This is a genomic window from Polaribacter sp. IC066 (assembly GCF_007997085.1).
Taxonomy (GTDB): domain Bacteria; phylum Bacteroidota; class Bacteroidia; order Flavobacteriales; family Flavobacteriaceae; genus Polaribacter.
In genome coordinates, this window is sequence record NZ_VORR01000015.1 from 17284 (window position 1) to 42079 (window position 24796).

General features: G+C 32.1%; 20 protein-coding genes and 1 pseudogene. 14 read left to right on the plus strand and 7 right to left on the minus strand.

What is annotated here, in order from left to right:
* Positions 1–13: 13 nt before the first annotated feature.
* From ES044_RS06925 to gpmI, 5 genes are all read right to left on the minus strand, one after another.
* Entirely contained in the window at positions 14–784 is a 771-nt protein-coding gene (locus tag ES044_RS06925; RefSeq protein ID WP_147118687.1) for a class I SAM-dependent methyltransferase, read from the minus strand.
* Between the two features lie 39 nt (positions 785–823).
* Positions 824–1198, minus strand: a complete 375-nt coding sequence (locus ES044_RS06930) for a GxxExxY protein (protein WP_147118688.1) — start codon at positions 1196–1198, stop codon at positions 824–826.
* 174 nt (positions 1199–1372) lie between these two features.
* Positions 1373–2176 (minus strand): type I methionyl aminopeptidase, encoded by an 804-nt coding sequence (map, locus tag ES044_RS06935; RefSeq protein WP_147118689.1) that lies wholly within the window; start codon positions 2174–2176, stop codon positions 1373–1375.
* 168 nt (positions 2177–2344) lie between these two features.
* Positions 2345–2941: a thioredoxin family protein gene (locus tag ES044_RS06940; RefSeq protein WP_147118690.1), complete on the minus strand. Its 597-nt coding sequence runs from the start codon at positions 2939–2941 to the stop codon at positions 2345–2347.
* 2 nt (positions 2942–2943) lie between these two features.
* Positions 2944–4461, minus strand: a complete 1518-nt coding sequence (gpmI, locus tag ES044_RS06945; RefSeq protein WP_147118691.1) for a 2,3-bisphosphoglycerate-independent phosphoglycerate mutase — start codon at positions 4459–4461, stop codon at positions 2944–2946.
* A 371-nt stretch (positions 4462–4832) separates the two neighbouring features.
* On the opposite strand from gpmI, the gene ES044_RS06950 reads away from it, so the two are divergent.
* Together ES044_RS06950 and ES044_RS06955 are read left to right on the plus strand one after the other, a co-directional pair.
* On the plus strand, positions 4833–6578 hold the full coding sequence (locus tag ES044_RS06950) for an aromatic amino acid hydroxylase (protein WP_147118692.1): 1746 nt from the start codon (positions 4833–4835) through the stop codon (positions 6576–6578).
* Positions 6579–6587: 9 nt separating this feature from the next.
* Positions 6588–6902: a rhodanese-like domain-containing protein gene (locus tag ES044_RS06955; RefSeq protein ID WP_223269148.1), complete on the plus strand. Its 315-nt coding sequence runs from the start codon at positions 6588–6590 to the stop codon at positions 6900–6902.
* Positions 6903–6908: 6 nt separating this feature from the next.
* Here the strand turns inward: ES044_RS06955 and ES044_RS06960 are convergent, their stop codons facing one another.
* Together ES044_RS06960 and alaS are read right to left on the minus strand one after the other, a co-directional pair.
* On the minus strand, positions 6909–7862 hold the full coding sequence (locus ES044_RS06960) for a GSCFA domain-containing protein (protein WP_147118693.1): 954 nt from the start codon (positions 7860–7862) through the stop codon (positions 6909–6911).
* Between the two features lie 226 nt (positions 7863–8088).
* On the minus strand, positions 8089–10707 hold the full coding sequence (alaS, locus tag ES044_RS06965) for an alanine--tRNA ligase (RefSeq protein WP_147118694.1): 2619 nt from the start codon (positions 10705–10707) through the stop codon (positions 8089–8091).
* A gap of 160 nt (positions 10708–10867) precedes the next feature.
* Between alaS and ES044_RS06970 the strand changes: the two genes are divergently transcribed.
* From ES044_RS06970 to ES044_RS07020, 12 genes and pseudogenes are all read left to right on the plus strand, one after another.
* The gene (locus ES044_RS06970) at positions 10868–11830 is read left to right on the plus strand and encodes a M23 family metallopeptidase (RefSeq protein ID WP_147118695.1); all 963 of its coding nucleotides are present in this window, start codon (positions 10868–10870) and stop codon (positions 11828–11830) included.
* A 359-nt stretch (positions 11831–12189) separates the two neighbouring features.
* Positions 12190–12519, plus strand: coding sequence for a MerR family transcriptional regulator (locus ES044_RS06975; RefSeq protein ID WP_147118697.1), 330 nt, complete (start codon positions 12190–12192; stop codon positions 12517–12519).
* A gap of 170 nt (positions 12520–12689) precedes the next feature.
* Positions 12690–14504, plus strand: coding sequence for an acyl-CoA dehydrogenase (locus ES044_RS06980; RefSeq protein WP_147118698.1), 1815 nt, complete (start codon positions 12690–12692; stop codon positions 14502–14504).
* Entirely contained in the window at positions 14504–15277 is a 774-nt protein-coding gene (locus ES044_RS06985) for an SDR family NAD(P)-dependent oxidoreductase (RefSeq protein WP_147118699.1), read from the plus strand. Before ES044_RS06980 ends, ES044_RS06985 begins: the two co-directional genes overlap by 1 nt.
* 161 nt (positions 15278–15438) lie before the next feature.
* Positions 15439–15648, plus strand: a pseudogene (locus ES044_RS06990) (nucleotidyltransferase family protein); the annotation flags it as partial.
* Positions 15638–15766, plus strand: coding sequence for a hypothetical protein (locus tag ES044_RS19340; RefSeq protein ID WP_317131218.1), 129 nt, complete (start codon positions 15638–15640; stop codon positions 15764–15766). The pseudogene ES044_RS06990 and the gene ES044_RS19340, both read left to right, overlap by 11 nt.
* A 74-nt stretch (positions 15767–15840) precedes the next feature.
* Positions 15841–15906, plus strand: coding sequence for a hypothetical protein (locus ES044_RS19345; protein WP_410524680.1), 66 nt, complete (start codon positions 15841–15843; stop codon positions 15904–15906).
* A 136-nt stretch (positions 15907–16042) separates the two neighbouring features.
* Positions 16043–17245, plus strand: coding sequence for an exonuclease SbcCD subunit D C-terminal domain-containing protein (locus ES044_RS07000; protein ID WP_147118700.1), 1203 nt, complete (start codon positions 16043–16045; stop codon positions 17243–17245).
* 11 nt (positions 17246–17256) lie between these two features.
* Positions 17257–20910, plus strand: a complete 3654-nt coding sequence (locus ES044_RS07005) for an AAA family ATPase (protein ID WP_147118701.1) — start codon at positions 17257–17259, stop codon at positions 20908–20910.
* 469 nt (positions 20911–21379) lie between these two features.
* The gene (locus ES044_RS07010; protein ID WP_147118702.1) at positions 21380–22195 is read left to right on the plus strand and encodes a DUF3800 domain-containing protein; all 816 of its coding nucleotides are present in this window, start codon (positions 21380–21382) and stop codon (positions 22193–22195) included.
* A gap of 290 nt (positions 22196–22485) precedes the next feature.
* Positions 22486–23706, plus strand: coding sequence for an acyl-CoA dehydrogenase family protein (locus ES044_RS07015; protein ID WP_147118703.1), 1221 nt, complete (start codon positions 22486–22488; stop codon positions 23704–23706).
* The gene (locus ES044_RS07020; RefSeq protein WP_147118704.1) at positions 23703–24761 is read left to right on the plus strand and encodes a phosphotransferase family protein; all 1059 of its coding nucleotides are present in this window, start codon (positions 23703–23705) and stop codon (positions 24759–24761) included. The genes ES044_RS07015 and ES044_RS07020 overlap by 4 nt, the downstream gene beginning before the upstream one ends.
* Positions 24762–24796 lie beyond the last annotated feature (35 nt).

Here is a 24796-nt window from a genome sequence, read left to right on the forward strand (position 1 = left end):
ACTAAAGGCATTTCTACTTTTTATAACAAACCGGAAGGATTTCTCCTTTCATTAAACAAAATCGTTCTAGTTTTTCTGGAGCGATTTTTTTTGTATAATCAATTTCATCAACCGTAAAACCTACAGAACGTAACTTCTCAAAATAATCTAAACCATAGACTCTTACATGGTCATATTGTCCGAATATTTTTGCGCGTTCTTTTTTGTCTATAATAGAATCGTCTTCAAAAGTTGTTTTTCTTGTGATGTCTTGCGGAATTTGAAAAACACCAAATCCGCCTTTTTTTAGCACTCTAAATAATTCTTGTATTGCCTTGGTGTCATCCGTAATATGCTCTAAAACATGGTTGCAAAAAATAACATCAAAAGAATTGTCATCAAAAGGTAAATCGCAAATATCTGCTTTTATATCTGCAATTGGCGATTCTAGGTCTGACGTTGTATAGTCAAGATTATCTTGGTTTCTAAAAATATCTAAAAAACATTGTTCTGGTGCAATGTGTAAAACTTTTAATTTTTTAGTTGATGTAAAGAAATCGGTGTCATCTCTTAAAAACAACCACATTAGTCGATGTCTTTCTAGGGATAAGGTTGATGGTGAAAGTGCGTTTTCACGTTGTTTTCCGTATCCATAAGGCAAAAACTTACGAAAGCTTTTTCCGTCTATAGGATCTGTGAATTTATTTCCTTTTAAAGATAGTGCGATTATTGGTCGCACCAGGTAACTTGCCTTAATTAATAAGGGCCTTGGTATGGTGTTTAGGATGGATTTGAATATAGACATTGTTGTTTCGCGGAGTTGCACAGAGAGGTATTGAGTTTATTAGGTGTTTATAAATCTTTTAATTCCATTTTTTAATAATTTTGTATTAAAATTAATCAGTAAGCCTAAAGGGTAGTTACCTAACTTCAAGTATGTTAAAATTTGGGCATAATGAACGTCTGTAAACTTATCAATCGTTTTTAGTTCCAAAACAATTTTATTTTCTACAAGCAAGTCAATTCTATATCCGTGCTCTAATATTATATCTTTATAAATGATTGGCAACATTAATTCTTTTTTCACTTTTAGTCCAATCGATTTCAATTCATAAATTGTACATTCTTGATAAGCAGATTCTAACAAACCAGGACCTAAAGCACGATGAACTTCGATAGCAGCACCAATTATTTTTTCTGTGATTTTGGTATCTTCCATAATTTACCATTCAGTTTCAATAGTGAATAATAAAATAAAATTATTTTGAGAAATAAAAAATCTCTCTGCGAAACTCTTAACACCTATTCTAAATAATAACCTCTGCGAATCTCTGTGAAGCTCTTTTAAAAGTCAGGCAAAAATAAACTCTGCGAATCTCCGTGTAACACCAACCTACTGTCTAAACTCTTTCTCCTCGTCAGTAACAATCCCCAAAGCCTCATTTACATATTTAAAAGTAGAAAGTAATTCTGGTTTTCCGTTTACAATAGCAACATCGTGCTCAAAATGTGCAGAAGGTTTATTGTCTAACGTTGTTATCGTCCAACCATCAGAATGTTGTCTTATTTTGTGAGTTCCCATATTGGTCATTGGTTCAATCGCAACTACCATTCCTTCTACAAATTTTTTACCTCTTCCTCTTTTACCATAATTTGGCATTTCTGGGTCTTCGTGCATTTTACGTCCTAATCCATGACCTACTAATTCTCTTACAACGCCATAGCCATGTTTTTCAGTAAAATTCTGAATGGCAAAACCAACATCACCAACTCTATTGCCGGCTTTAAATTCGCGAATACCAACATACAAACTTTCTTTGGTAACGTCTAATAATTTTTTAGTCTTGGCATCAATTTCGCCAACGGCAAAAGTATACGCATGATCGCCATAAAAACCATTCTTTAAAGCACCACAGTCTATAGAAATAATATCGCCTTCTTTTAAGGGTTCTTTAGTAGGGAATCCGTGAACAACTTGCGAATTCGGACTCATGCAAAGTGTGTTAGGGAAATCGTACAAGCCTAAAAACCCAGGGATTGCGCCTTCTGATCTAATAAAATCTTCGGCAAGTTTGTCTAAATACAAAGTAGTTACACCTGGTTTTACTTCTTTGGCAAGCATTCCTAATGTTTTAGAAACGATCAATGCGCTTTCGCGCATTATTTCTATTTCTTCTTTCGTTTTAATTTTAATCATTTTCAAAAATTGAGCTACAAAGTTACTATATTTATTAGGATTTATATCTTCGACGAAACACAAAGGTAGATAAAGCCTTGAAAGAAAGAAGACACAGATTATACCGATTTAATTGGTTTAATCTGTGAAATCTGTGTCAAAAAATAGTTTTTTTAAGGGAAAAACCTATTAGCTTTTATCGTAAGAATGTTTGTAAGGTTGTTCTGTAACAATTTTAAGAATATCTTTTTCGATTGTTTCTCTTGGGTATTCTACATAGCGCCCAACTTCTTTGCCGTTTTTGTAAAAGATAAAAGTAGGAACTCTAATTAAATTAAAGCCTTCTTGTAAATTATCTGGAGTTCTTTTACTTTTGTTAACGGTAATCAATTCAAAATTATTTTGATCAAAACCAGTTTCATCTAAAATTTTATAAAAACGAGGCGTTTCTCTTCTACTATCTCCGCACCAAGTTGCCATAAAGCCTTTTATAGTATAACCTTTAAGTGCCTCGGTAAGTTTACCAATAGTTTCTTTATCGGTGTTGTATTCTGAATACCTACTATTAAACCAAGTTTTAAAAGAGTCATCTGAAAAAGATTCTTTGTTAGCAATACCAATTAAATACCCATCAGTATTTTTTTTAGCCGTAATGATTCTGGGAGGCTGTTTAACTTCTTTTATGATTGCTTGTGTTGTTTCTGTCGTCTTGCTTTTTACTGCATTTTTGTTTGAATTACAGGCAGTAAAAAGTATTAATGAGAAAAAAAATAGGATGTTTTTCATAATTATAAAAGTGATTTTTGTGTCATTTCTATTGGTTGTTCAACGCCAATAAGTTCTAATATTGTTGGCGCGATATCGCCTAAAACGCCGCTTTTTATCGATTTTATAGTGTCATCAATTAAAATAAACGGAACAGGATTTGTTGTGTGTGCCGTGTGCGGAGATCCATCGGGATTCATCATTGTTTCACAATTTCCATGATCGGCAATTAGTAAAATAGAATATCCGTTTTCTAGACCCGTTTCTATGACTCTTTTTGCACAATTATCAACCGCTTCACAGGCTTTAATTGCTGCATCTAGCATTCCGGTATGCCCAACCATATCGCCATTTGCAAAATTTAAACAGACAAAATCTGCCTCGCCTTTCTCTAAATCATCACACAAAGCATCTGTTAATTCATACGCAGACATTTCTGGTTTTAAATCATAGGTAGCTACTTTTGGCGAGTTTCTTAAAATACGAGATTCACCTTCAAAAGGAGCTTCTTGTCCGCCAGAAAAGAAAAATGTTACGTGAGGATATTTTTCTGTTTCCGCAATTCTAATTTGTTTTTTACCAGCTTTAGATAAAACTTCGCCCAATGTGTTTTTTATATTATCGCTGTTATAAATAACATTGATTCCTTTAAAGGAAGCATCATACAACGTCATGGTTGTAAAATATAACTTTAATTTTTTCATGTTAAATTCAGGGAAATCATTCTGGCACAAAGCATTTGTTAATTCCCTTCCTCTATCGGTTCTATAGTTAAAGAAAAGCACCGCATCGCCCTCTTTTATCTGCGCTTTTGGTGATCCGTTCTCATTGGTAATAATGATTGGTTTATGAAACTCATCAGTTAAACCCTTCTCATAATTCTGGTTGATGCTCGCAATAATATCCGTAGTTTTAGTACCGACAGCATTTACAAGTCCGTCATAAGCTTTATGAACACGTTCCCATCTATTATCTCTATCCATCGCATAATAGCGCCCAGTAACAGTCGCTAATTCGCCAGTACTTTCTTTCATGTATTCTTGGATGTCATTGATAAAAAATGCGCCCGATTTAGGATCGCAATCTCTACCATCTGTAAAGGCATGTAAAAACAAATTATCAATTTCTTGCTCTTTGGCAACGTCTAACAATCCTTTGATGTGATCTATATGTGCATGGATACCGCCGTTAGAAACCAAACCCAATAAATGAACACTTTTGTTATTTTCTTTGGCATATTTAAAAGTATCTAACAATACTTTTTCTTGCCCTAAAGTTTTTTCTTTAACCGCTTTATTAATTCTCGCCAAATTTTGATACACAATTCTACCAGCGCCTAAATTCATGTGCCCAACTTCAGAATTGCCCATCTGCCCTTCGGGTAAACCAACATGTTCGCCGTCGGTTCTTAATTCTGCATTTGGGTATTTGTTATATAAAGAGTTGATAAAGGGTGTTTTAGCATTGTAAATGGCAGATACTTTTGGGTCTTGTGTAATGCCCCATCCATCTAGAATCATTAAGATAACTTTCTTGTTCATTTCTATGTTTTATAGTGTAAAAGTAGGGAATATTTTAACGACATTTTTAAAAGTTCACGAAACCGATACCGTAAATACTTTAGATAAAAGTAGTAGTAAACACACTATTATTTTTTCTGTTTTTTAAAGGAAACGATTTACTAATTTTTTAGGTTGCTAAGATGTTGCCTTTTTATCAACATATAACGCGACCCTTTTTTCTTGACTAATTTCTTTTAGCATTTTAAAAACTAAAAGGTCCGTAGGTATTGTCGAAGTATAATTTGATTTTTGAATTCGTTCTCATTATGAATTCAATCTTTAACAAGAAATAAGGAACGCATCTATTACAAAATCCGTAATTTTACCCAGTAAATTCTAGTATATCTACAATGAAAACCCATTTTGAATTAAATGCAGTAACTAAAAAGTTACCCCAACATTTGCACAAGTTTATTGTAAAACAGCCTTATGAAGAATATACTTCTCAAAACCAGGCAGTTTGGCGTTACGTAATGCGTATAAATGTTGATTACTTGAGTAAAGTTGCCCATAAATCATACATGCCAGGGTTAGAAAAAACTGGCATTTCTTTTGAAAACATTCCGCATATGGAGGGAATGAATAGAATTTTAAAAGAAATTGGTTGGGCTGCAGTTTCGGTAGATGGTTTTATTCCGCCAAATGCATTTATGGAGTTTCAAGCGTATAATGTTTTAGTGATTGCGTCAGACATGCGAACTATAAATCATATAGAATATACACCCGCGCCAGATATTATTCATGAAGCTGCTGGGCATGCACCTATTATTGCAAATCCAGAATATTCTGAATACTTAAGGCGTTTTGGTGAAATTGGTAGCAAAGCAATTTCATCTGCCAAAGATTATGAAATGTATGAGGCAATCCGACTTTTATCAATCTTAAAAGAAAACCCAAACGCAACTGCAGAGCAAATTGATGAAGCACAAGAAAAAGTAGAATGGTTGCAAGATAATATGGGCGAATTGTCTGAAATGGCACAAATTAGAAATTTGCACTGGTGGTCTGTAGAATATGGTTTAATTGGTCGTTTAGAAAACCCTAAAATATACGGAGCAGGTTTACTTTCTTCAATCGGAGAAAGTGCTTGGTGCATGCAAAATGATGTAAAAAAAGTAGCCTATTCTCTAGATGCTGCAACTGTTAATTTTGATATTACAAAGCCGCAACCTCAATTATTTGTAACCCCAGATTTTGCTTATTTAAGTTTGGTTTTAGACGAGTTTGCAAACACAATGGCTTTAAGAAACGGAGGTTTAAAAGGAATTGAAAAGCTTGTGAAATCTGAAAGTTTAGGAACCATAGAATTAACAACTGGCATTCAAATATCGGGTGTTTTTACCAATGTTATTCCGCATAAAAATAATAAGGTTGCTTATTTTCAAACAACAGGTAAAACAGCGTTATCGAACCGAGATAAAGAATTAATTGGGCATGGTATTACAAGTCATGCTGCTGGTTTTGGGAGTCCGGTTGGTAAATTAAAAGGAATTAATTTACCGATTGAAGACATGAGTCCTAGAGATTTAAAAGCATACGGAATTTACGAAGGCGAATTTATGACTTTAGAGTTTGAAAGCGGTATTATTGTAAAAGGAAAAGCAATTACGGGCACAAGAGATTTAAGAGGTAAAATACTAATTATTACTTTTGATGAATGCACGGTTACCTACAAAGAAGAGGTTTTATTTAAACCTGAGTGGGGTATTTTTGATATGGCAATTGGTAAAGCAGTAATTTCTGCTTATTCAGGTGCCGCAGATATTGCTTCTTTTGAGGATGCTAGTAAAGTTTCTGATATAAAAACTCATAAAATAACCTATTCTGAAACGGCCCAAGAACTCTATTCTTTATACAGTGACGTAAAAAAAATGCGGGAAGAAGATACCGTAACCGAAGAAAAGATACTAGCAATATTTAATCAATTAAAATTGAATTTTGCAAGTGATTGGTTATTGTTTTTAGAGTTGTATGAGTTAGCTTTGAAAAACGATTTTTCTATAAAATCTGCTATTTTAAGCATTTTAAAAGCGTTAAAAAGTAATAAAAGTTACACAAAGCTTATTGAAAATGGTTTAAGTTTGCATGAATTATAAAGAAATCACATGGGTTTATTTGACATGTTTAAAAAAAAAGATATGAGTGTTGAGATTAAAGAGTATTTAGAAAAAGATGCGGTTGTTTTAGATGTTAGAACATTAGTGGAGTGGAATGACGGTCATACAGACGGTGCAAAGCATATTGTCTTAAACTTAATTCCTGTTGAGATTGATAAAATAAAAGCTTGGAAAAAACCTGTAATTGCAGTCTGTAAAAGCGGAGGCAGAAGCGGGCAAGCAGCACAATTTTTAAAGCAACACGGTATTGACGTAATTAATGGAGGTCCTTGGCAAAATGTGGATCAGTTTATAGAAAAATAGATTTTTTTAAAAGTTGATAAAAGGAAATTGTTGTTGTATGTTTTTCTTTTTAACAGCTAACTTTTCTAAAAATTGTTGATGCTCGCTAGATTTTTCATTAAAAGATCTATGCAGTATTCCGCGCTGAATAACATCAATTTCTTTCATAGTTTTTGATGCTTCGTTAGAAAACCAAGTAGATACAAGTTTTTCCCAAATATAATTGATGGCAGTTGTATTTGGGTGTATCATATCTTCGGCATAAAAACGGTAGTCTCTTAATTCATCCATCATAATTTCATAGCTAGAGAAATAACTACTATTTCTTTGAGCGCGGTTTATATGTTGGTGTATTGCTGCAATTAAATGCGCTTTACTTTGTGCGTTTTCTGTAAAGCCATCTTTTAAATGTCTAACAGGAGAAACGGTAAACACCACCTGTACATTTTTATTTACAGATCTTATAAGGGTACTAATTGTTTTTAGACTTTCGGTAATTTCATCAACAGATAACAACTCTTTTGAGAATTTTTTCTGCGGAATTTTATGACAGTTTGCAACAATTTTATTGGTTTCTATCAAACGATATACCCAACCAGTTCCTAGCGTAATCAATAGATGGCTTGCTTTTTTTAGCTTTTTATTTGTTGTTAAAACGTGTGTATTTAAGGTGTTTAATACTTCATTTTTAGCAGTAGAACTTACACTAGAATGTGCATCAAAACAATGCCAGCGCTCGTTTTGAAAAATAATGTCTTTTTCTGTAAACATTTTTTTATCAATAACATTCTTTATAAAAGTTTCTATTGCTTTTGGATGAAAAAGAATGCCAAAAGGATTCTGACACGTTTGAAATTTAAAGTACTGAAGTTTATGGCCAATATTTTCAGAAAAACAAGAACCTAATAACAACAATTTCGAATTGTAATCAATAAGGTTTTCAGTTTTTTTGTTAAGTGGAATTTGAGTCTGAAGTTTCATTACACCTTAAATTTCTAATATAAAATCAATTTATTTTTTTGCAAGATTTATAATTGATGCTGGTAATGCATTTTTTTTCATACTTATCGATTATCAAACAGAAAAGAACTAGCACACCAAATGCCAAAACCAGAAAGAATTAAAACGATAACAATCATGAAAAGAACCATTACAAATACAAGTTTTTGTTTAATTTTTGTCAAATCAAATACATTTATCTAAACGATTATACCAAATAATCTTTAGCTTTTTCTAAAGCTTTTGCTATTCCGCCCGGATTTTTACCACCAGCCGTTGCAAAGAAATTCTGACCGCCACCGCCACCATGAATTAGTTTTCCTAATTCTCTTACAACTTTGCCTGCATCGTAACCACGTTCATTTGCTAATTCTTTAGAAATATAACAGGTTAACATTGCTTTATCTTTAGAAGGGGCAGTAGCAAATAACATAAATAAATTTTGATGTTCTTTACCGATTTCAAACGCTAAATTTTTAATTCCGTTAGGATCTAAATCTATTTTTGTTGCTAAAAATTGAACACCATTTATTTCTTGTAATTGGTTTTTTATTTCACCTGATACGTTTTGAGCTTTCTCTCTTAACAACTGCTCTATTTGTTTTTGTAAAGCAGTATTTTCATCTTGTAATTTCTGAACTGCTTTTGCAGGGTTTTTTGCGTTGTTTAAAAGTTCTTTTACTTGAAGTAAAGTTGTACTATTATCGGTGTAAAAATCTTTTACAGCGTCATTAGTAATCGCTTCAATTCTTCGGATACCTGACGCAACTGCGCCTTCAGATTTTAATTTAAAATGCCAAATATCACTCGTGTTTTTTACATGAGTTCCGCCACAAAGTTCTACTGATTTTCCAAATTTAATTGCTCTAACCGTATCTCCATATTTCTCACCAAACAAAGCCATTGCGCCGTCATCAATTGCCTGTTGCATGGGTATATTTCTCTTTTCTACCAAAGGTAATTTACCCGAAATACGAGCATTTACAAAGTTTTCAACATCTTGTAATTCATCCGAGGTCATTTTAGAGAAATGAGAAAAATCAAAACGTACATAGTTCGCATTTACGGCAGAACCTTTCTGCTCTACATGTGTTCCTAGAACTTCTCTTAAAGCCTGATGTAATAGATGCGTAGCGGTATGATTACATTCTGTTTTAAAGCGATGCGGTTGATCAACAATCGCTTTAAAACTTTCGGTTAAATGAGCCGGAAGATTTTTTGTGAAATGAATAATGACGTTGTTCTCTTTTTTAGTGTCTATAATATAAATGACATCACCATGCGAATCTTCTAAATATCCTTTATCACCAATTTGACCACCACCTTCGGGATAAAATGGCGTTAAATTAAAGACTAATTGATACATTTCGCCATCTTTTTTAGAGGTTACTTTTCTGTATCTAGTAATTTTTACGTTGGTTTCTAAAAAATCATAGCCTACAAACTCTTCAACAGCATCCTCCTTTAAAATAGTCCAATCTTCTGTACTCATTTTACTTGCCGCACGCGATCTGTTTTTTTGTTTCTGTAATTCTTCTTCAAAACCTTTTTCATCTAAAGTATAGCCTTTTTCAGATAAAATTAAGGCTGTTAAATCGATCGGAAACCCGAAAGTATCATACAGTTCAAATACTTTATCACCAGAAATTTGGTTTGTTTTGGATGCTGAAATAATACCATCAAGGAGTATTAAACCTTGGTCTAATGTTCTTAAAAAAGAGTTCTCTTCTTCTTTAATTACATTTTCTATTAGTTGTTTTTGCGCCTTTAGTTCAGGAAAAGCAGTTCCCATTTTATCACTTAAAACAGCAACCAATCTATAAATAAAAGGTTCTTTTTTATCTAAAAATGTAAATCCGTAACGAATGGCTCTTCGCAAAATTCTACGAATTACATAACCTGCCCCTGTATTACTTGGCAGTTGGCCATCGGCAATAGAAAAAGCAACGGCTCTAACATGATCAGAAACTACGCGGGTTGCAATATCTTGTTCTTTATTTGAACCGTATTTTGTGTTGGTAATGGTTTCAATTTCTCTGATAATTGGTGTAAAAACATCGGTATCATAGTTAGATTGCACGTTTTGTAAAACCATACACAAACGCTCAAACCCCATACCAGTATCAATATGTTTGTTTGGTAAGTCTTCTAAAGACCCGTTGGCTTTTCTATTATACTGCATAAAAACCAAGTTCCATATTTCTACAACATGAGGATGATCTTGGTTGATTAAAGTTCTACCATCTACTTTTGCTTTTTCTTCTGCAGAACGAATATCTACATGAATTTCAGAGCAAGGTCCGCAAGGTCCTTGTTCGCCCATTTCCCAGAAATTATCTTTTTTATTTCCTTTTAAAATTCTGTCTTCGGCAATAAATTGTTTCCATAGATCAAAAGCTTCTGTGTCTATTGCCAATTTATCAGCATCATCACTTCCTTCAAAAACAGTTACATATAATAGGTCTTTATCAATCTTATAAACTTCTGTAAGTAATTCCCAAGCCCAAGCAATTGCTTCTTTTTTAAAATAATCACCAAAAGACCAATTACCCAACATTTCAAACAATGTATGATGATAGGTATCATACCCAACTTCTTCTAAATCGTTGTGTTTACCAGAAACCCGTAAACATTTTTGAGAATCTGTAAGTCTGTTGCTTTTAGGAATTCCGTTTCCTAAAAAATATTCTTTAAAAGGGGCCATTCCAGAATTCACGAAGAGTAACGTAGGATCATCTTTGGTTACCATTGGAGCAGAAGGAACTATGACATGTGATTTTTTTTGAAAAAAGTCTAAAAAAGTAGCACGTATATCTTGAGATTTCATAGAAGTGAAGTTTCCAACAAGTTGGATTATGTTAATTTATTTTTAAAAAAAACTACTTTAAAAAAGCAGTTGCAAAACATTTTGTAAATTTACCTGTTATTATAAAAAAATTACTGTCAAATAAAATCATTTACTAAACAAAAATAGTACAATAAACATTATGGCAAAAGTAAAATATTATTATGATGAGGATACCCTTTCTTACAGAAAAATTGCTGTAAAGAAGAGCGATCGGTATCGAAAAGTACTTTTTAGTTTTTTAGGCGTTATATTAATCGCTTTTTTTGGGTTTATTGGTTTTAGTCAGTTTTTAAAAACACCAAATGAATTGGCTACAGAGCGCGAATTAAAATACACAGAATTTAATCTTGAGTTAACAAACAAACAAGTAGACGAAATGTCTCAAGTTTTATTGCAAATGCAAGACAGAGATAATAATATATACAGAGCGTATTTTGAAGCAAATCCTATACCAGAAGAGCAACGTAAAGCTGGTTTTGGTGGGGTGAATAGGTATAAGTATTTAGAAGGATATGACAATTCTGATTTGGTTAAAAGTGTTTCTAAAAAATTAGATATTCTATCTAAACAAATGTCTGTACAGTCTAAATCTTTAGATGAAATTGTTGCTCTAGCCAAAGAAAAAGAAGGGATGTTAGCTTCAATTCCGGCAATTTTACCAATTACAAAGGGAGATTTCTATGTTGCTTCTGGTTATAAAATGAGAATGCACCCTATTTTAAAAATTAATAAATTTCATAAAGGAATGGATTTTACGGCTCCGAAAGGAACGCCCGTGTATGCATCAGGAAACGGTAAAATATATAGAGCGCAAAGAAGTAGCACGTACGGTAATGTAATTTATATAGATCATGGTTATGGCTATAAAACTATTTATGCGCATTTGAGTAAAATGGTTGTAAAGAGATATCAAGATGTGAAAAGAGGAGATTTAATTGGTTTTGTTGGCAATACAGGTTTGTCTGTTGCCCCACATTTACATTATGAAGTTCATAAAAATGACATTGCTTTAAATCCTATTAATTTTTATTACGGAGATTTGTCTTTAGAAGAGTTTGCAACCTTACAACAAGCATCAGAAGAAAGTCAGTCTTACGATTAATATGTTTTTTTAGTTAGATTGATGGAGATTAGGGTATAGATATACAGTTTTAGGTTAAATGAGTTGAGAAACAAAAGAGGCAAGAACCAAGAGAATATATTTTAGCTATGAAGTTTTAGATTTAAAAGAAGTAAGAATCAAAAGCCAAGAAACAAGAAATTGGAGAAATAATTTTAGTTTAAATAGGAATTACCATAAGGATTTTTTATTTTTCGAATACCGAATACCGAATACCGAATACCGAATACCGAATACCGAATACCGAATACCGAATACCGAATACCGAATACCGAATACCGAATACCGAATACCGAATACCGAATACCGAATACCGAATACCGAATATTCAACACTAAAAAATGCATATAGATTTACCCGAAAAGAGATATTATAAAATAGGTGAAGTGGCAACAGCCTTTAATGTAAATACTTCGTTAGTACGTTTTTGGGAGAAAGAATTTGCAATTATCAAACCTAAAAAGAATGCAAAAGGCAACCGACTTTTTACTCCAGAAGATATTAAAAACTTTAAATTAATATTCAATTTAGTAAAAGAACGTGGTTTTACTTTAGAAGGAGCGAAACAAAAGCTTAAGAAAAATCCTGAAGCAATCTTTAATACTCACGAAATTATTAGTAGATTAGAAGCTGTAAAAGCAGAACTTCAAAATATTAAGAATCAACTTTAAAGTTTCTATTTTACACTATTATTCGTAATAAATAAATTTTAATTTATTAAGAATACATAGTTTTTTTATTTTACTATGCATGCATAGTAATTTTCATTATATTTGAAGATGTAGAAGCTGTTTAATCTGCAGATACAAGTAGTAAAAATTCACAAAAAAAATTCAAGAAAATGCAAAAAAAGTATGTAGACCTCGAAACACTTAAATACATACTTTATGATATTCATCAATTAGAAGATTTACTTACAAGAGAAAGATTCAAAGAACACGATATAGAGTCTTTAGATTTGTTTATCGATTCAGTAAAAGAATTTTCTGATAGAGAGTTGTATCCATATTTTAAAGAAATGGACGAAACGCCCGCATATCATAAAGACGGAACTGTAATTGTGCACAAACAAGTTCAAAAAGTGATGCACCAATCTGGTGAAATGGGCATCATCTCCGCCTGTTTTGATTATGAGGATGGTGGATTACAAATTCCGTTTTCTGCACTACAAGCCGCGGTTTATATTATGGATGCTGCTAATAATCATTTGCCAGGATACCCCAGTTTAACGCAAGGAGCTGCAGAATTAATTGTAGAATTTGGAACCGATGCTTTGAAAGAAACCTATATACCAAATATGTTATCGGGAGTTTGGGGAGGCACCATGTGTTTAACAGAGCCACAAGCAGGAAGTTCACTTTCTGATATTACCACAAAAGCAACACCAACCAAAGACGAATTTTATAAAATTTCTGGACAGAAAATATTTATTTCTGGTGGCGATCATCAATTTGCAGAAAATATTGTGCATTTAGTGTTGGCAAGAATTGAAGGAGCTCCAAAAGGAACCAAGGGAATTTCTCTATTTGTAGTTCCTAAAAATAGATTACAAGAAGACGGAACTTTAACCTATAATGATGTAATGACGGTTGCTGATTTTCAGAAAATGGGTCAAAAAGGCTATTGCACAACACATTTAGGTTTTGGTGATACAAATGATTGTAGAGGTTGGTTAGTTGGTGAAGAGCACAAGGGTTTAAAACAAATGTTTTTGATGATGAATGGCGCAAGAATAGCTGTTGGTAGAGGCGCTGCAGCAATTGCAATGGCAGCCTACAGAACTTCTTTGCACTATGCAAACGAAAGACCACAAGGAAGAAAATTATCTGCGGACGGAAAGAAGAATCCAACAGAAAAGCAGAGTTTAATTATAGAACATCCAGATGTTAGAAGGATGTTATTATTGCAAAAATCTATTGTAGAAGGTTCTTTAAGTTTGGTCATGTTAGCTTCAAAATATCAAGATATTTTAACTACGGCGACATCCGAAGAAGAGAAAGAAAAATATCATTTATTATTAGAAGTGATTATTCCTATTGTAAAAACATATCCATCAGAAGCGGGCGCAGAATCGGTTAATAATGGTCTGCAAGTTTTAGGAGGTTATGGTTTCTGTACCGATTTTTCTTTGCAACAATATTATAGAGATATTAGAATTTATGCCTTGTATGAGGGTACAACAGGTATTCAATCTCAAGATTTGTTGGGTAGAAAAGTTACCATGCAAAACGGAAAAGGATTAGAGTTGTTATCTGCAGAAATTTTAAAAACAATTATTGCGGCTTCTAATGATGAAGATTTAAAAGGATATGCTACTATTTTAGGAGATAAATTAACGCTTTCTCAAAAAGTATTAGGTCATTTAATGCCTTTTGCTATGAAAGGGAATCACGAGCGCTATTTAGCAGATGCCAATTTATTCATGGAATATATGAGTATTGTTGTTTTAGGATGGTTGTGGTTAGAAATGGCTGTGGATGGTAAAACCGAGTTAAAAAATGGGGACAGAAAATATTCAGAAACTTTTTATGAAAGTAAAATTCATACAATGAAATTCTATTTTAAATATGAGGTTCCAAAAACAATTTCACTCGCAGAATCTTTAATGAATGATGAGGTAATTACCATTAAAAAAGACAAAGAATATATTTTATAATGAATATAAAAAAACAATTTAATTTAGAGGGTAAAGTTGCAATCATCACAGGTTCAAGCAAAGGAATCGGAAAAGCAATTGCAAAAGGATTGGCACAAAATGGCGCACAGGTTGTAATTTCTAGCAGAAGTCAAGAAGCTTGTAACGAGGTTGCAAAAGAATTTACAGCCGAAGGTTTAAAAGCAATAGGAATAGCCTGTCATATTGGGAAAGAAGATCAACGTAAAAACTTGGTCGAGAAAACAATGGAAGCTTTTGGACGCATAGATATTTTAGTAAATAACGCGGCTATTAATCCGGTTTACAGTCCGATTGAAGAGGTAGATCCTACAATTTTTGATAAAATTATGGATGTGAATGTAAAAGCGCCTTGGTCTTTATCAAACTTGGTTTTACCACATTTAAAAGCCAATAAAAATGGAAGTATTATTAACATAGCATCTGTTGAAGCATTAACTCCTGGTTTTGGATTAGGAATTTATAGCACAAGTAAAGCAGCTATTTTAATGTTGACAAAGAATCAAGCAAAAGAATGGGGACCATATGGTGTTAAAGCCAACGCAATTTGCCCAGGATTAATCAAAACAAAATTCAGTGCAGCGTTGTGGCAAAATGAAAAAATGCTACATAAGTTAGAAAGATCAATACCAAGCGGAAGAATGGGAATGCCAGAAGAAATAGTTGGTTTGGCTTGTTTATTAGCTTCGGATGCGGGTAATTATATGACGGGTGGCGTGTATACTGCAGATGGTGGTTATATGATTGCGGGGTAAAAGTAATAGTTTCTTTGAAGTTAAAAATAAGATGAAGTATTTTTAAAACTTTAGGTGTTTTTGAAATATGAAAATAGATGATAAAAATATCAATTTGATAAAAAAAGCTTTGTAAAGAGTATAAAGTCCGAAGTTTCTCGGCCTTTGGCTCCGTTTTACGTGATGATTTTAATGAGAATTCAGATATAGATTTTGCAGTTGATTTTAATGAAAATGATCCTTTTAAATACACGGATTTGTATTTTCAATTCAAAGAAAAGTTAGAGGAATTATTAAAACGTCAAATAGATTTAATTGAAGAGAGAGGGATTAAAAATCAATATTTTAGAAAGGAGTTAGATAAAACAAAAGTCCTCATTTATGGACTATAGAATTAACGCTTGGTTAGAGGATATCATAAGGTCTATTGATGAAATTTATGACTTCTTACCAGAGAAAAGAGATTTTTTTGAATATCAAAATGATTTAAAAAACAAAAAAAAGCGGTAGAAAGAAATATTGAGATTATAGGAGAAGCTATAAATAGAATTGCACATGAATACGACAATATTTCTGATGAAGTTATTTGGACGATTATCATAAAGGAATTACCAAAGTTGAGGACAGAAATTATTCTTTTACTGCAATAAATTATGTAAGTATGTATTTTAAACCTCTTTATTTTTGTCATTAAATTTCACATAAAATCATCCTAATTTAAGGGTGATTTATAAGTATTAAAAAGTTTCATCAACTAAAAAAAAGCTAAATAACTAATAAATCGCTATGAAAATACTTCACACCGCAGATTGGCATTTAGGGCACAGACTCCACGAAAATTCGCAATTAGAAGAACAAACCTTGTTTTTAAAGTGGATTGAAAATTATATCAATGACACAAAAATTGATGTGCTTTTAATTTCTGGAGATATTTTTGATTCTGCTTCGCCATCTAATCAGAGCATGAAAATGTACTATAACTTTTTGATGAGGTTGAAAGCTACAAGCTGTAAATCTGTGATTATTACTGGAGGAAATCATGATTCTGCAGGGATTTTAAACGCACCAAAAGATGTGTTAGAAGCACTTTCTATAAAGGTGGTTGGCAAAGCAACGGAAGCGATAGAAGATGAGGTTTTTGAAATTGATATAGATAACGAAAAAGTAATTATTGCAGCCGTTCCGTATTTGCGCGATGGCGATATTAGACGCGCCGTTGCAGGTGAATCTTTTGAAGATTTAACAGATAAATATAAAACAGCCTTAATTAATCATTATCAGGCGGCGGCAGATCAATGCAAATTGATAAATACAAACAACGCCCCAGTAATTGCGATGGGACATTTATTTGCGGTTGGAGGTACAATTTCTGACAGTGAGCAAAATATTTATGTGGGAACTTTGGGGCATATTGGCGCTGCAGATTTCCCAACGTATTTTGATTATATTGCTTTAGGACATCTACACAGACCTCAAATTATTGGCGGTAACGAGAAAGTACGGTATTCAGGTTCGCCAAATATTTTGAGTTTTAGTGAAGTTAATTATGATAAAAAAGTACTTGTTTTAACGGTTGAAGAAAACAAAATAACTACTATAACAGATGCTGTAATTCCGTGTTTTAGGAACTTTTACAGGGTAACAGGTACTCTACAAGAATGCATGGAACAGTTTCCGAATTTGATTTCTAATGCTTACGATTTAACGCCTTGGGTTGAAATTATCTTGAAGGAAAATCATACCATAAATACAGATGCATTAAAAAAAGAAGCTGAAAAATATTCATTTGAAATTTTAAAAATAGCGTTAAAAAAGCAGCAAACTAATATCGGAATTGAGGAACTTTTAAAAAACACAAAATCGATTAAAGAATTAATGCCAAGGGATGTTTTTAAATTAAAATGTAAAGAAATGGGTGTTAATCTAGACGAAAAACCGCAGGTTTTAGATGCTTTTAACGAAATTTTACAAGCCGTTAAAAATCAGTAAAAGGAGTTCCTATGAAAATTTTAAAGATAGAATTACAAAATATAAATTCCTTAAAATCTGAGAAACCGATTCTTATTGATTTTGAAAACGAGCAATTTAAAGATGTTGGGTTGTTCGCAATTACAGGTTCAACAGGTGCAGGGAAAACCACTGTTTTAGATGCAATAACGATTGCCTTGTATCATAATGTGCCTCGTTTTAATAACTCAAAAGGCACCTTAATTGATGTGGTAAGCCATGGGGCAAATGATGCTTTTAGTCGAGTAACTTTTGAGAATGACAAGGTAAGGTATGAAGCTTATTGGGGAATGCGTTTGGCTTCTAAAGCAGGGAAAAAATTAAAAAACCCTACGGAAGAGGTGCGGTTAATTAATTTAAACACAGGGATTACGTTAGCCGAAGCAAAGAGAGAATTAATTGAAGCAGTTTATAGCGCCACACAATTAGATTACAATCAGTTTTTAAGATCCGTGATGTTAGCTCAAGGAGAATTTGCTGCCTTTTTAACAGCAAAAGGTCCTGAAAAAGGAAAGTTGCTAGAACAAATTACTGGCGAAGAAATTTATAAAAAAATTGGTCAAGGTATTTCAGAGAGAAAATCGAAAGAAGAAAATACATTAAAAGAAATTCAGGCTAAAATTAATGCGGATGATATTTTATCCGAAGAAATAAAAATTGAACTATTAGAAAAAGACAAAGTTCTTGATGCTGAAATTATAAAATCAGAAACAGCGATTGTGGCGATGCAGTTTGTTGAGAGTTGGTATGTGAATTTCAAAAAATTAGCAACCGACTCTGAAAAATTAGAAGAAGCATCTTTAAAATTATATGCTGATGTAAAAAATCATAAAGAAGATTTTGAATTATTAGAGGAACATGAAAAAGCAGCACCTTTTAAAGAACTCATTCAAAATATAAATAGGAATGAGAAAAGTATTCTTGAAAAATTATACCAATCAAAAGTATTAGAAAATCAACTAGCGAACTTAAAACCGCAAATTGAAAATAGTACAGTAATTACTGAAAAGCAATCTAATGAACTTGAGAATTCTGAAAAGGAGTTCAATAATTGGTTGCCGAAATTTGAACTGATTACCACCTTAGATCACAAAATCGAAAATGAAGTTGAAAATAGGAAAAATTCAATAAAAAAGTTAGACGATTTAAAGAAACAAATAGGAGTTTTTCAAGTTGATAAAAATAAATTATCAGAAGAATTAAAAGAGAAAAAATCGACTATAGAACGAACAGAAGTATTTATAACCAAACACACATTTTTAGAAGAAGTTGATGCAGCAATATCAAATTGGACAACCGATTTAATCACTTTAAAAGGTCATAAAGAAATTGTAAATGAAAATGCAGTATTTGTGATCAAAAAGAAAAAAGAGTTAGAAGTTACCAAAACTGAATTTTCTAAAAACAAGGGGTTTTTCGATAAAAAAATAGTTGAGATTAACAAGTTTGATAAAGAACTTACGTGTATTAATGAAGAATTAAAGAAACAGAATTTAAGTGCTATTCTAGTTGAAAAAAATAAACTTTCAGTACATGAAGTCAACTGGAAAGAGTTTAAAAGTTTGGGAGAGCAATATATCAAAATTGAAAAAGAGCATGTTGTTTTAGTGGAAAAGAAAACTTCGTTTTCAAAAGAACTAGTAGCAAACCAAAAAGAAACTATTGCGCTTCAAAAACAGCTTGAAGTACAAGAAAAATCAGTTTTGGATGCAGAAAAAATTCTGGATTTAGAAAAAAGTATTGCTAAATATGAAAAGGATCGTCTACATTTAATTAAAGGAGAACGGTGTAGTTTGTGTGGTTCAAAAAATCATCCGTTTGCTGAGCATTTAGAGGCGATCGGAGTTTCAGAATCTGAATTAGAGCTTAGTATTCGTAGAAGTAAATTACAGAATCTTATCAATTCTAAAAACGAATCTGACAAGAAGGAAGTGAAATTAATTACTTCAATTGAAGGATTTACAAACCAAATTAAAGTTATTTTAGAAGATATCGTTAGCGTTAAATCAAAAGCATCAAAATTAAATATTGATTGTGAATTAACGGATGTCGATACAATTGATAAAGAAATGAATGCACTTTCTGAAAATATAAAGTTGATCGATGTTCAAATAAAAACAATTCAAAAATTACAAACACAAAGGGATGAAATTGACGCAGTTTTAAAAGCTCAAAATCAATCGATAGAAAGTTTAAAAACAAAAGATGCCACTCTAAACGAGAAAATAAAAAATACGAATTCAGAAATTGCTGAAAAACAAAAATTGATTGATGAAGGCGTAAAAACCTGCAAAAATTTAGAAAATACATTACAAACAAAATTCTCTAAATTTGATTATAAAGTCCCTTCAATTAATGAAACAAAAGAATTTATTGAGCAGATTAAAGCACAAATTACAAATTATAATATTGCTCAAAAAAATTTAAATTTACTGAAAGCCAATGTTGCCGTCATCAATAATAACTTGGTAAATGTCAAAGAAAAGTTAGAAACTAATTCTAAAAGTGAGACAGAATTTCAAGAGGCAATCCAAAAATCGGATGCTGCTTTTACTATTTTAAAAATTGAAAGAAATGTTATTTTACCGATTGAGGTAACTGTTGAGGAAAAACGTAAAAGTTTGCAATCTGTTAAAAAACAGTTGTATGAAATAGTTGATGCTAGTAAAATAGCTTGGCAAAAACTAATAGACGCTAAAAATAAAAATGAAGCATTAAAAGTCGAAAATATTAAAGATCAAAAGGTTTTAAATGATGAACTAATTGCTTTCGAAACATCATTAGAAAATCAACTTAAAAACAGCGATTTTAAATCAAAACTAGCTGTTGAAAATGCTTTGTTAAGCAAAGAAGATTCTTTAAAATATGCACAAGTAAAAGAGCAAATAAAAGAGCAACAACTTCGATTACAAACCTTAAAAGAAACCAATTTAAAAGCAATTGAAGATGCGAACACATCTAAAAGTTTTGAAATATCCGAAGAAGAAAGTAAGTTGGTATTAGAAAAATTAAAGATTGATAATAAAAATTTATCAACAGAAAAAGGGAAGATACTTGAAGCGTTTAGAAAAGACCAAGAAATTAAAAATAGAAATCAAGAACTCTATAAAAAAATAGCAGATCAGGAAATAATTTGTGGTGTTTGGAAAGAATTATTTCAAATTATAGGGAACTCAAAAGATGCGTTTAACGTCTATGTGCAAAGACTGACTTTAAAGCATTTGTTAGATTTGGCAAACTTACATTTGTTCAAGTTAAACAAACGTTATTCCTTAAAAATGGAGGAATTTTACAAACCAAAAGAAGAATTAAACTTTAACTTAATTGATCATTATCAAACCGATCAAGCAAGATTGGTAGATACTTCAAGTGGCGGAGAAAAGTTTATTATTAGCTTGGCTTTAGCGCTGGGATTGTCTGATTTAGCAAGTAAAAACGTAAAAATTGATTCTTTATTTATCGATGAAGGTTTCGGAACTTTAGATAATAATACACTAGAAACCGTTATTGCTACTCTAGAAACCTTACAATCTCAGGGTAAACTAATCGGGATTATTTCACATGTAGAAAATTTAAAAGAACGAATTCCGACTCAAATAAAAATCACTAAAAAAAGTAACGGAGTTAGCGTTGTGAACATGCTGTAAAAAGTGAAATTCTCAATAGATTCTGGTTTAAGATATTGAAATCACAATTTTTTGAATTATACTTTTATTGTTTAAAAGTAAACAAGAGTAGAGCATGTTTATAATATGAGGTGGGAAACACTTTGCTAAAGAATGAAACTTTGTAGTATGTTTTTTACAAATAATGGTAAGTCAAAAAATGGAAAATAGTTTTGGAAAAAAACAATCAAGTTACGAGGAGAGCAAAAGTTACTTTCGAGATAGTTTTCTGTTAAATTGAAAATTTATGTTTCTTTATTGAGCAAAATCGAAACAAATAACAGATCTGCGAAAAAAGAACTTTAAAAAAATAGCTGAAGTATTTAATTTAGAATAGAAGGAATGCTGATAATTTGGTTTTCAGACAAAATAGTGATTGGATTAAGAAGTGACTATCATATTAATGAAATATTAAAAATAGCGAAACAGAAGATATAATAAAAAATAAAAAATGGAAAAAAATAAATTAATGGATTTTCATCGATTTTTAGATGAAGCCGGAGATACCACTTTTTATGGTAAAGGAAAGAAAAACATTATTGGAACAAATGGTGTTTCAAATGTTTTTATTCTTGGTATGATAAAAGTAAAAGATCCATTAGATGAAGTTAGAGATAAAATAAGGGCTCTTCAAGAAAAAATTGTCAATGATCAGTTTTATCACGTTCCGAGTGTTTTGAAAAAAATTAATAAAACTGGCTATTATTTGCACGCTACTGATGATTTACCAGAGGTGAGGAAAGAAATGTTTGATCTAATGAAAACCATTAACTGCAGCTTTGAAGCTGTTGTAGGGCGAAAAAGTATTGAAAGATATGAAACAAAACATAAAGGAAAAGAAGAATATTTTTATGCTGATTTGTTATCACATTTACTCAAAAATAAATTATCTAAACATGAAAAACTGGTGATGCATATTTCGGAAAGAGGTAAAAGTACTAAAAACCATAATTTAGAATTAGCTTTTTTAAAAGCAAAACAAAGGTTTGCAAATGTTAAGGGAAATAAGGAAATGAAAACTAATGTTGTTTTTAATGTGAACTACCCAACAAAAGACCCATTATTGAATCTAGCTGATTATTTCTGTTGGACGATTCAAAGGGTATTTGAAAGAGGAGAAATTAGATATTACAATTTTGTTAAAGAGCAAGTAAAATTAGTTATCGACCTCTATGATACTGGAAAATATGGAACTTGGAAAAATTATTATGATCATAGAAAAAATCCATTAACGTCTGAAAATAAAATAAGCCCACTAAAACACTAATTTTAAACTAAATTTAAAATAACGACTTGGAGTCGACTTTCGTGTTTTGCAGACTTAACTAATACAAACATACAAAATATTTATGAATTTATAAAAAACCTTTGCTTGTATGATTTATAATCAATCGACAGTTTCAGGAGATTTATCAGTCCGAAAATTTAAAGGAAACTAGATTTTCTATTCAGTTTTTATTTATTAACTTTAGACACGTAAACCACGAAACGAAAACTCAAATAACAAAGTTCAAGCCCTGCTTTTTTGTTAGAATAAAAGAAAAACACATAAAACCTATGAACTTCGAATATTCAGAAAAATCAATCCGATTACAACATAAGTTAACAGCTTTTATAGAAGCCCATATTGTTCCTGTAGAAAAAGAATATATTGCTTTTCAGAGTGATTCAAGGAATCTGTGGAAACGCTTTCCGAAGACAGAAATGCTAAAACAGAAAGCAAAAGATGCCGGTTTATGGAATCTGTTTCTGCCAAAAGAATATGGAGATTTAAGTCCGGGTTTAACCAATTTAGAATATGCTCCTTTAGCAGAAATTATGGGGAAGAAAATCTGGGTTTCAGAAATTTTTAACTGTTCTGCGCCTGATACAGGGAATATGGAGGTACTAGCAAAATTTGGTAATGATGCCCAAAAGAAACAGTGGTTAACACCTTTGATGAATGGCGAAATTCGTTCTGCTTTTTTAATGACAGAACCTCAAGTTGCTTCTTCAGATGCTACAAATATCGAAACTTCTATTGTTTTGGAAGGCGATGAGTATGTGATTAATGGTCATAAATGGTGGTCTTCTGGTGCAATGGATCCGCATTGCAAAGTAGCAATTATCATGGGAAAAACAGCTCCAAAGGCGCATCGGCATCAACAACAAAGCATGGTTTTAGTGCCGATGGATGCAAAAGGATTAAAAATTGTAAGATCACTTTCGGTTTTAGGCTATTTTGATTCGCCAGAAGGACACGCAGAAATTATTTTAGAAAATGTAAGAGTTCCAAAAGAGAATTTAATTCTAGGAGAGGGCAGAGGTTTTGAAATTGCACAAGGGCGTTTAGGACCTGGCAGAATTCATCATTGTATGCGTTTGGTGGGCATGGCGCAATATGCATTAGAATTGATGTCTCAAAGAACTTTAGAAAGAGAAACGTTCGGAAAAAAGTTTTATGAGTACAGTAGCATTCGGCAAGAAATTGCGAAATCTGCCTGTGAAATTGAACAAGCAAGGTTGTTAACACTCTCTGCTGCTGATAAAATGGATAAAGTGGGTAATAAAGAAGCAAAAGATATTATTGCGATGATTAAAATTGTGGCTCCAAATATGGCTCAAAAAGTGATCGATAGAGCGATGCAAATTTTAGGCGGAAGAGGCGTTAGTCAAGATACTTATTTGCCACATTATTTTGCCATTGCAAGAATCCTACGTTTGGCAGACGGACCCGACGAGGTGCACATGTATCAATTGGGTAAAAGTTGTATTCAAAAATATGGAAACAATTTATGAGCAGTCAAAACGTAAGAAAAGGAGAGGAATTGAATGAAGTTTTCTTGAAGAAATATCTTCAAGAAACTGGATTAATCAACTCTGTAGAAAGCGATTTATCTGTGCATCAATTTACACACGGATTTTCTAATTTAACATATTTGTTGCAAATTGAAGAAAAAGAATATGTTGTAAGAAAACCACCAAAAGGCGCTATTAAAAGAGGTCATGACATGCATCGGGAATTTAAAGTACAAAGTGGCATTAGCAAGTCGTTTTCTAAAGTTCCGAAAATGTTTGCTTTTTCTGATGATGAAACGATTCTAGGAAGTGATTTTTATATCATGGAAAAAGTAGCAGGAATTATTTTAAATTATAAGGAAGCACACAAAAGAAATATTCCAGCATCAGAATATAAAACCATTGCAAATTATTGGTTAGATACTTTAGTAGAATTGCACAAAGTAGATTACCATGCAATTGGTTTAGGCGATTTAGGCAAACCTGAAGGCTATGTAGCAAGACAAGTTTCTAATTGGGGAAAGCAATATTTAAAAGCAAAAACGGAAGAAGTTTCAGAAGCAGCAACGGTTATGAAATGGATGGAGGAGCAGCAACCAACAGCATATGAACATTGTTTAATTCACAATGATTTTAAATATGATAATGTTGTTTTTAAAGACGATTCTTGGCAAGAAGTTGCTGCCGTTTTAGATTGGGAAATGGCAACTTTAGGAGATCCGTTGATGGATTTAGGAACTTCTTTAGGATATTGGACTGTTGCCACAGATCACGATTTTGTAAAACAAGGAATTCCTTCACCCACTATTTTTGAAGGAAATCCGATTCGAAGCGAAATTGCAGAAATGTATTCGCAAAAATCTGGCAGAAATATAGATAATTTAGTTTTTTATTATGTTTTTGGCTTGTTTAAAATAGCGGTAATTGCACAACAAATTTATTTTAGATATTCTAAAGGATGGACTTCAGATTCGCGTTTTTCGAACTTAAATAAAGCTTCAGAATTGTGCTGTAAATTGGCTCTAAAGGCGATCAAGACAAAATCAATAGATTAATATCCTGCAAGGTTTTCAAAACCTTGCAGGTTAAA

Excerpts from the sequence above, each read along its gene's own strand:
- alaS (WP_147118694.1), bottom strand. The coding sequence starts at position 10,707 with ATGAAATCTCAAGATATACGTGCTACTTTTTTAGACTTTTTTCAAAAA.
- ES044_RS06960 (WP_147118693.1), bottom strand. The coding sequence starts at position 7,862 with ATGAAACTTCAGACTCAAATTCCACTTAACAAAAAAACTGAAAACCTT.
- ES044_RS07015 (WP_147118703.1), top strand. The coding sequence starts at position 22,486 with ATGAACTTCGAATATTCAGAAAAATCAATCCGATTACAACATAAGTTA.
- ES044_RS07005 (WP_147118701.1), top strand. The coding sequence starts at position 17,257 with ATGAAAATTTTAAAGATAGAATTACAAAATATAAATTCCTTAAAATCT.
- ES044_RS06985 (WP_147118699.1), top strand. The coding sequence starts at position 14,504 with ATGAATATAAAAAAACAATTTAATTTAGAGGGTAAAGTTGCAATCATC.
- ES044_RS07010 (WP_147118702.1), top strand. The coding sequence starts at position 21,380 with ATGGAAAAAAATAAATTAATGGATTTTCATCGATTTTTAGATGAAGCC.
- ES044_RS06975 (WP_147118697.1), top strand. The coding sequence starts at position 12,190 with ATGCATATAGATTTACCCGAAAAGAGATATTATAAAATAGGTGAAGTG.
- ES044_RS06950 (WP_147118692.1), top strand. The coding sequence starts at position 4,833 with ATGAAAACCCATTTTGAATTAAATGCAGTAACTAAAAAGTTACCCCAA.
- ES044_RS07020 (WP_147118704.1), top strand. The coding sequence starts at position 23,703 with ATGAGCAGTCAAAACGTAAGAAAAGGAGAGGAATTGAATGAAGTTTTC.
- ES044_RS06925 (WP_147118687.1), bottom strand. The coding sequence starts at position 784 with ATGTCTATATTCAAATCCATCCTAAACACCATACCAAGGCCCTTATTA.
- map (WP_147118689.1), bottom strand. The coding sequence starts at position 2,176 with ATGATTAAAATTAAAACGAAAGAAGAAATAGAAATAATGCGCGAAAGC.
- ES044_RS06940 (WP_147118690.1), bottom strand. The coding sequence starts at position 2,941 with ATGAAAAACATCCTATTTTTTTTCTCATTAATACTTTTTACTGCCTGT.
- ES044_RS06955 (WP_223269148.1), top strand. The coding sequence starts at position 6,588 with ATGGGTTTATTTGACATGTTTAAAAAAAAAGATATGAGTGTTGAGATT.
- ES044_RS06970 (WP_147118695.1), top strand. The coding sequence starts at position 10,868 with ATGGCAAAAGTAAAATATTATTATGATGAGGATACCCTTTCTTACAGA.
- ES044_RS06930 (WP_147118688.1), bottom strand. The coding sequence starts at position 1,198 with ATGGAAGATACCAAAATCACAGAAAAAATAATTGGTGCTGCTATCGAA.
- ES044_RS07000 (WP_147118700.1), top strand. The coding sequence starts at position 16,043 with ATGAAAATACTTCACACCGCAGATTGGCATTTAGGGCACAGACTCCAC.
- ES044_RS06980 (WP_147118698.1), top strand. The coding sequence starts at position 12,690 with ATGCAAAAAAAGTATGTAGACCTCGAAACACTTAAATACATACTTTAT.
- gpmI (WP_147118691.1), bottom strand. The coding sequence starts at position 4,461 with ATGAACAAGAAAGTTATCTTAATGATTCTAGATGGATGGGGCATTACA.
- ES044_RS19340 (WP_317131218.1), top strand. The coding sequence starts at position 15,638 with ATGGACTATAGAATTAACGCTTGGTTAGAGGATATCATAAGGTCTATT.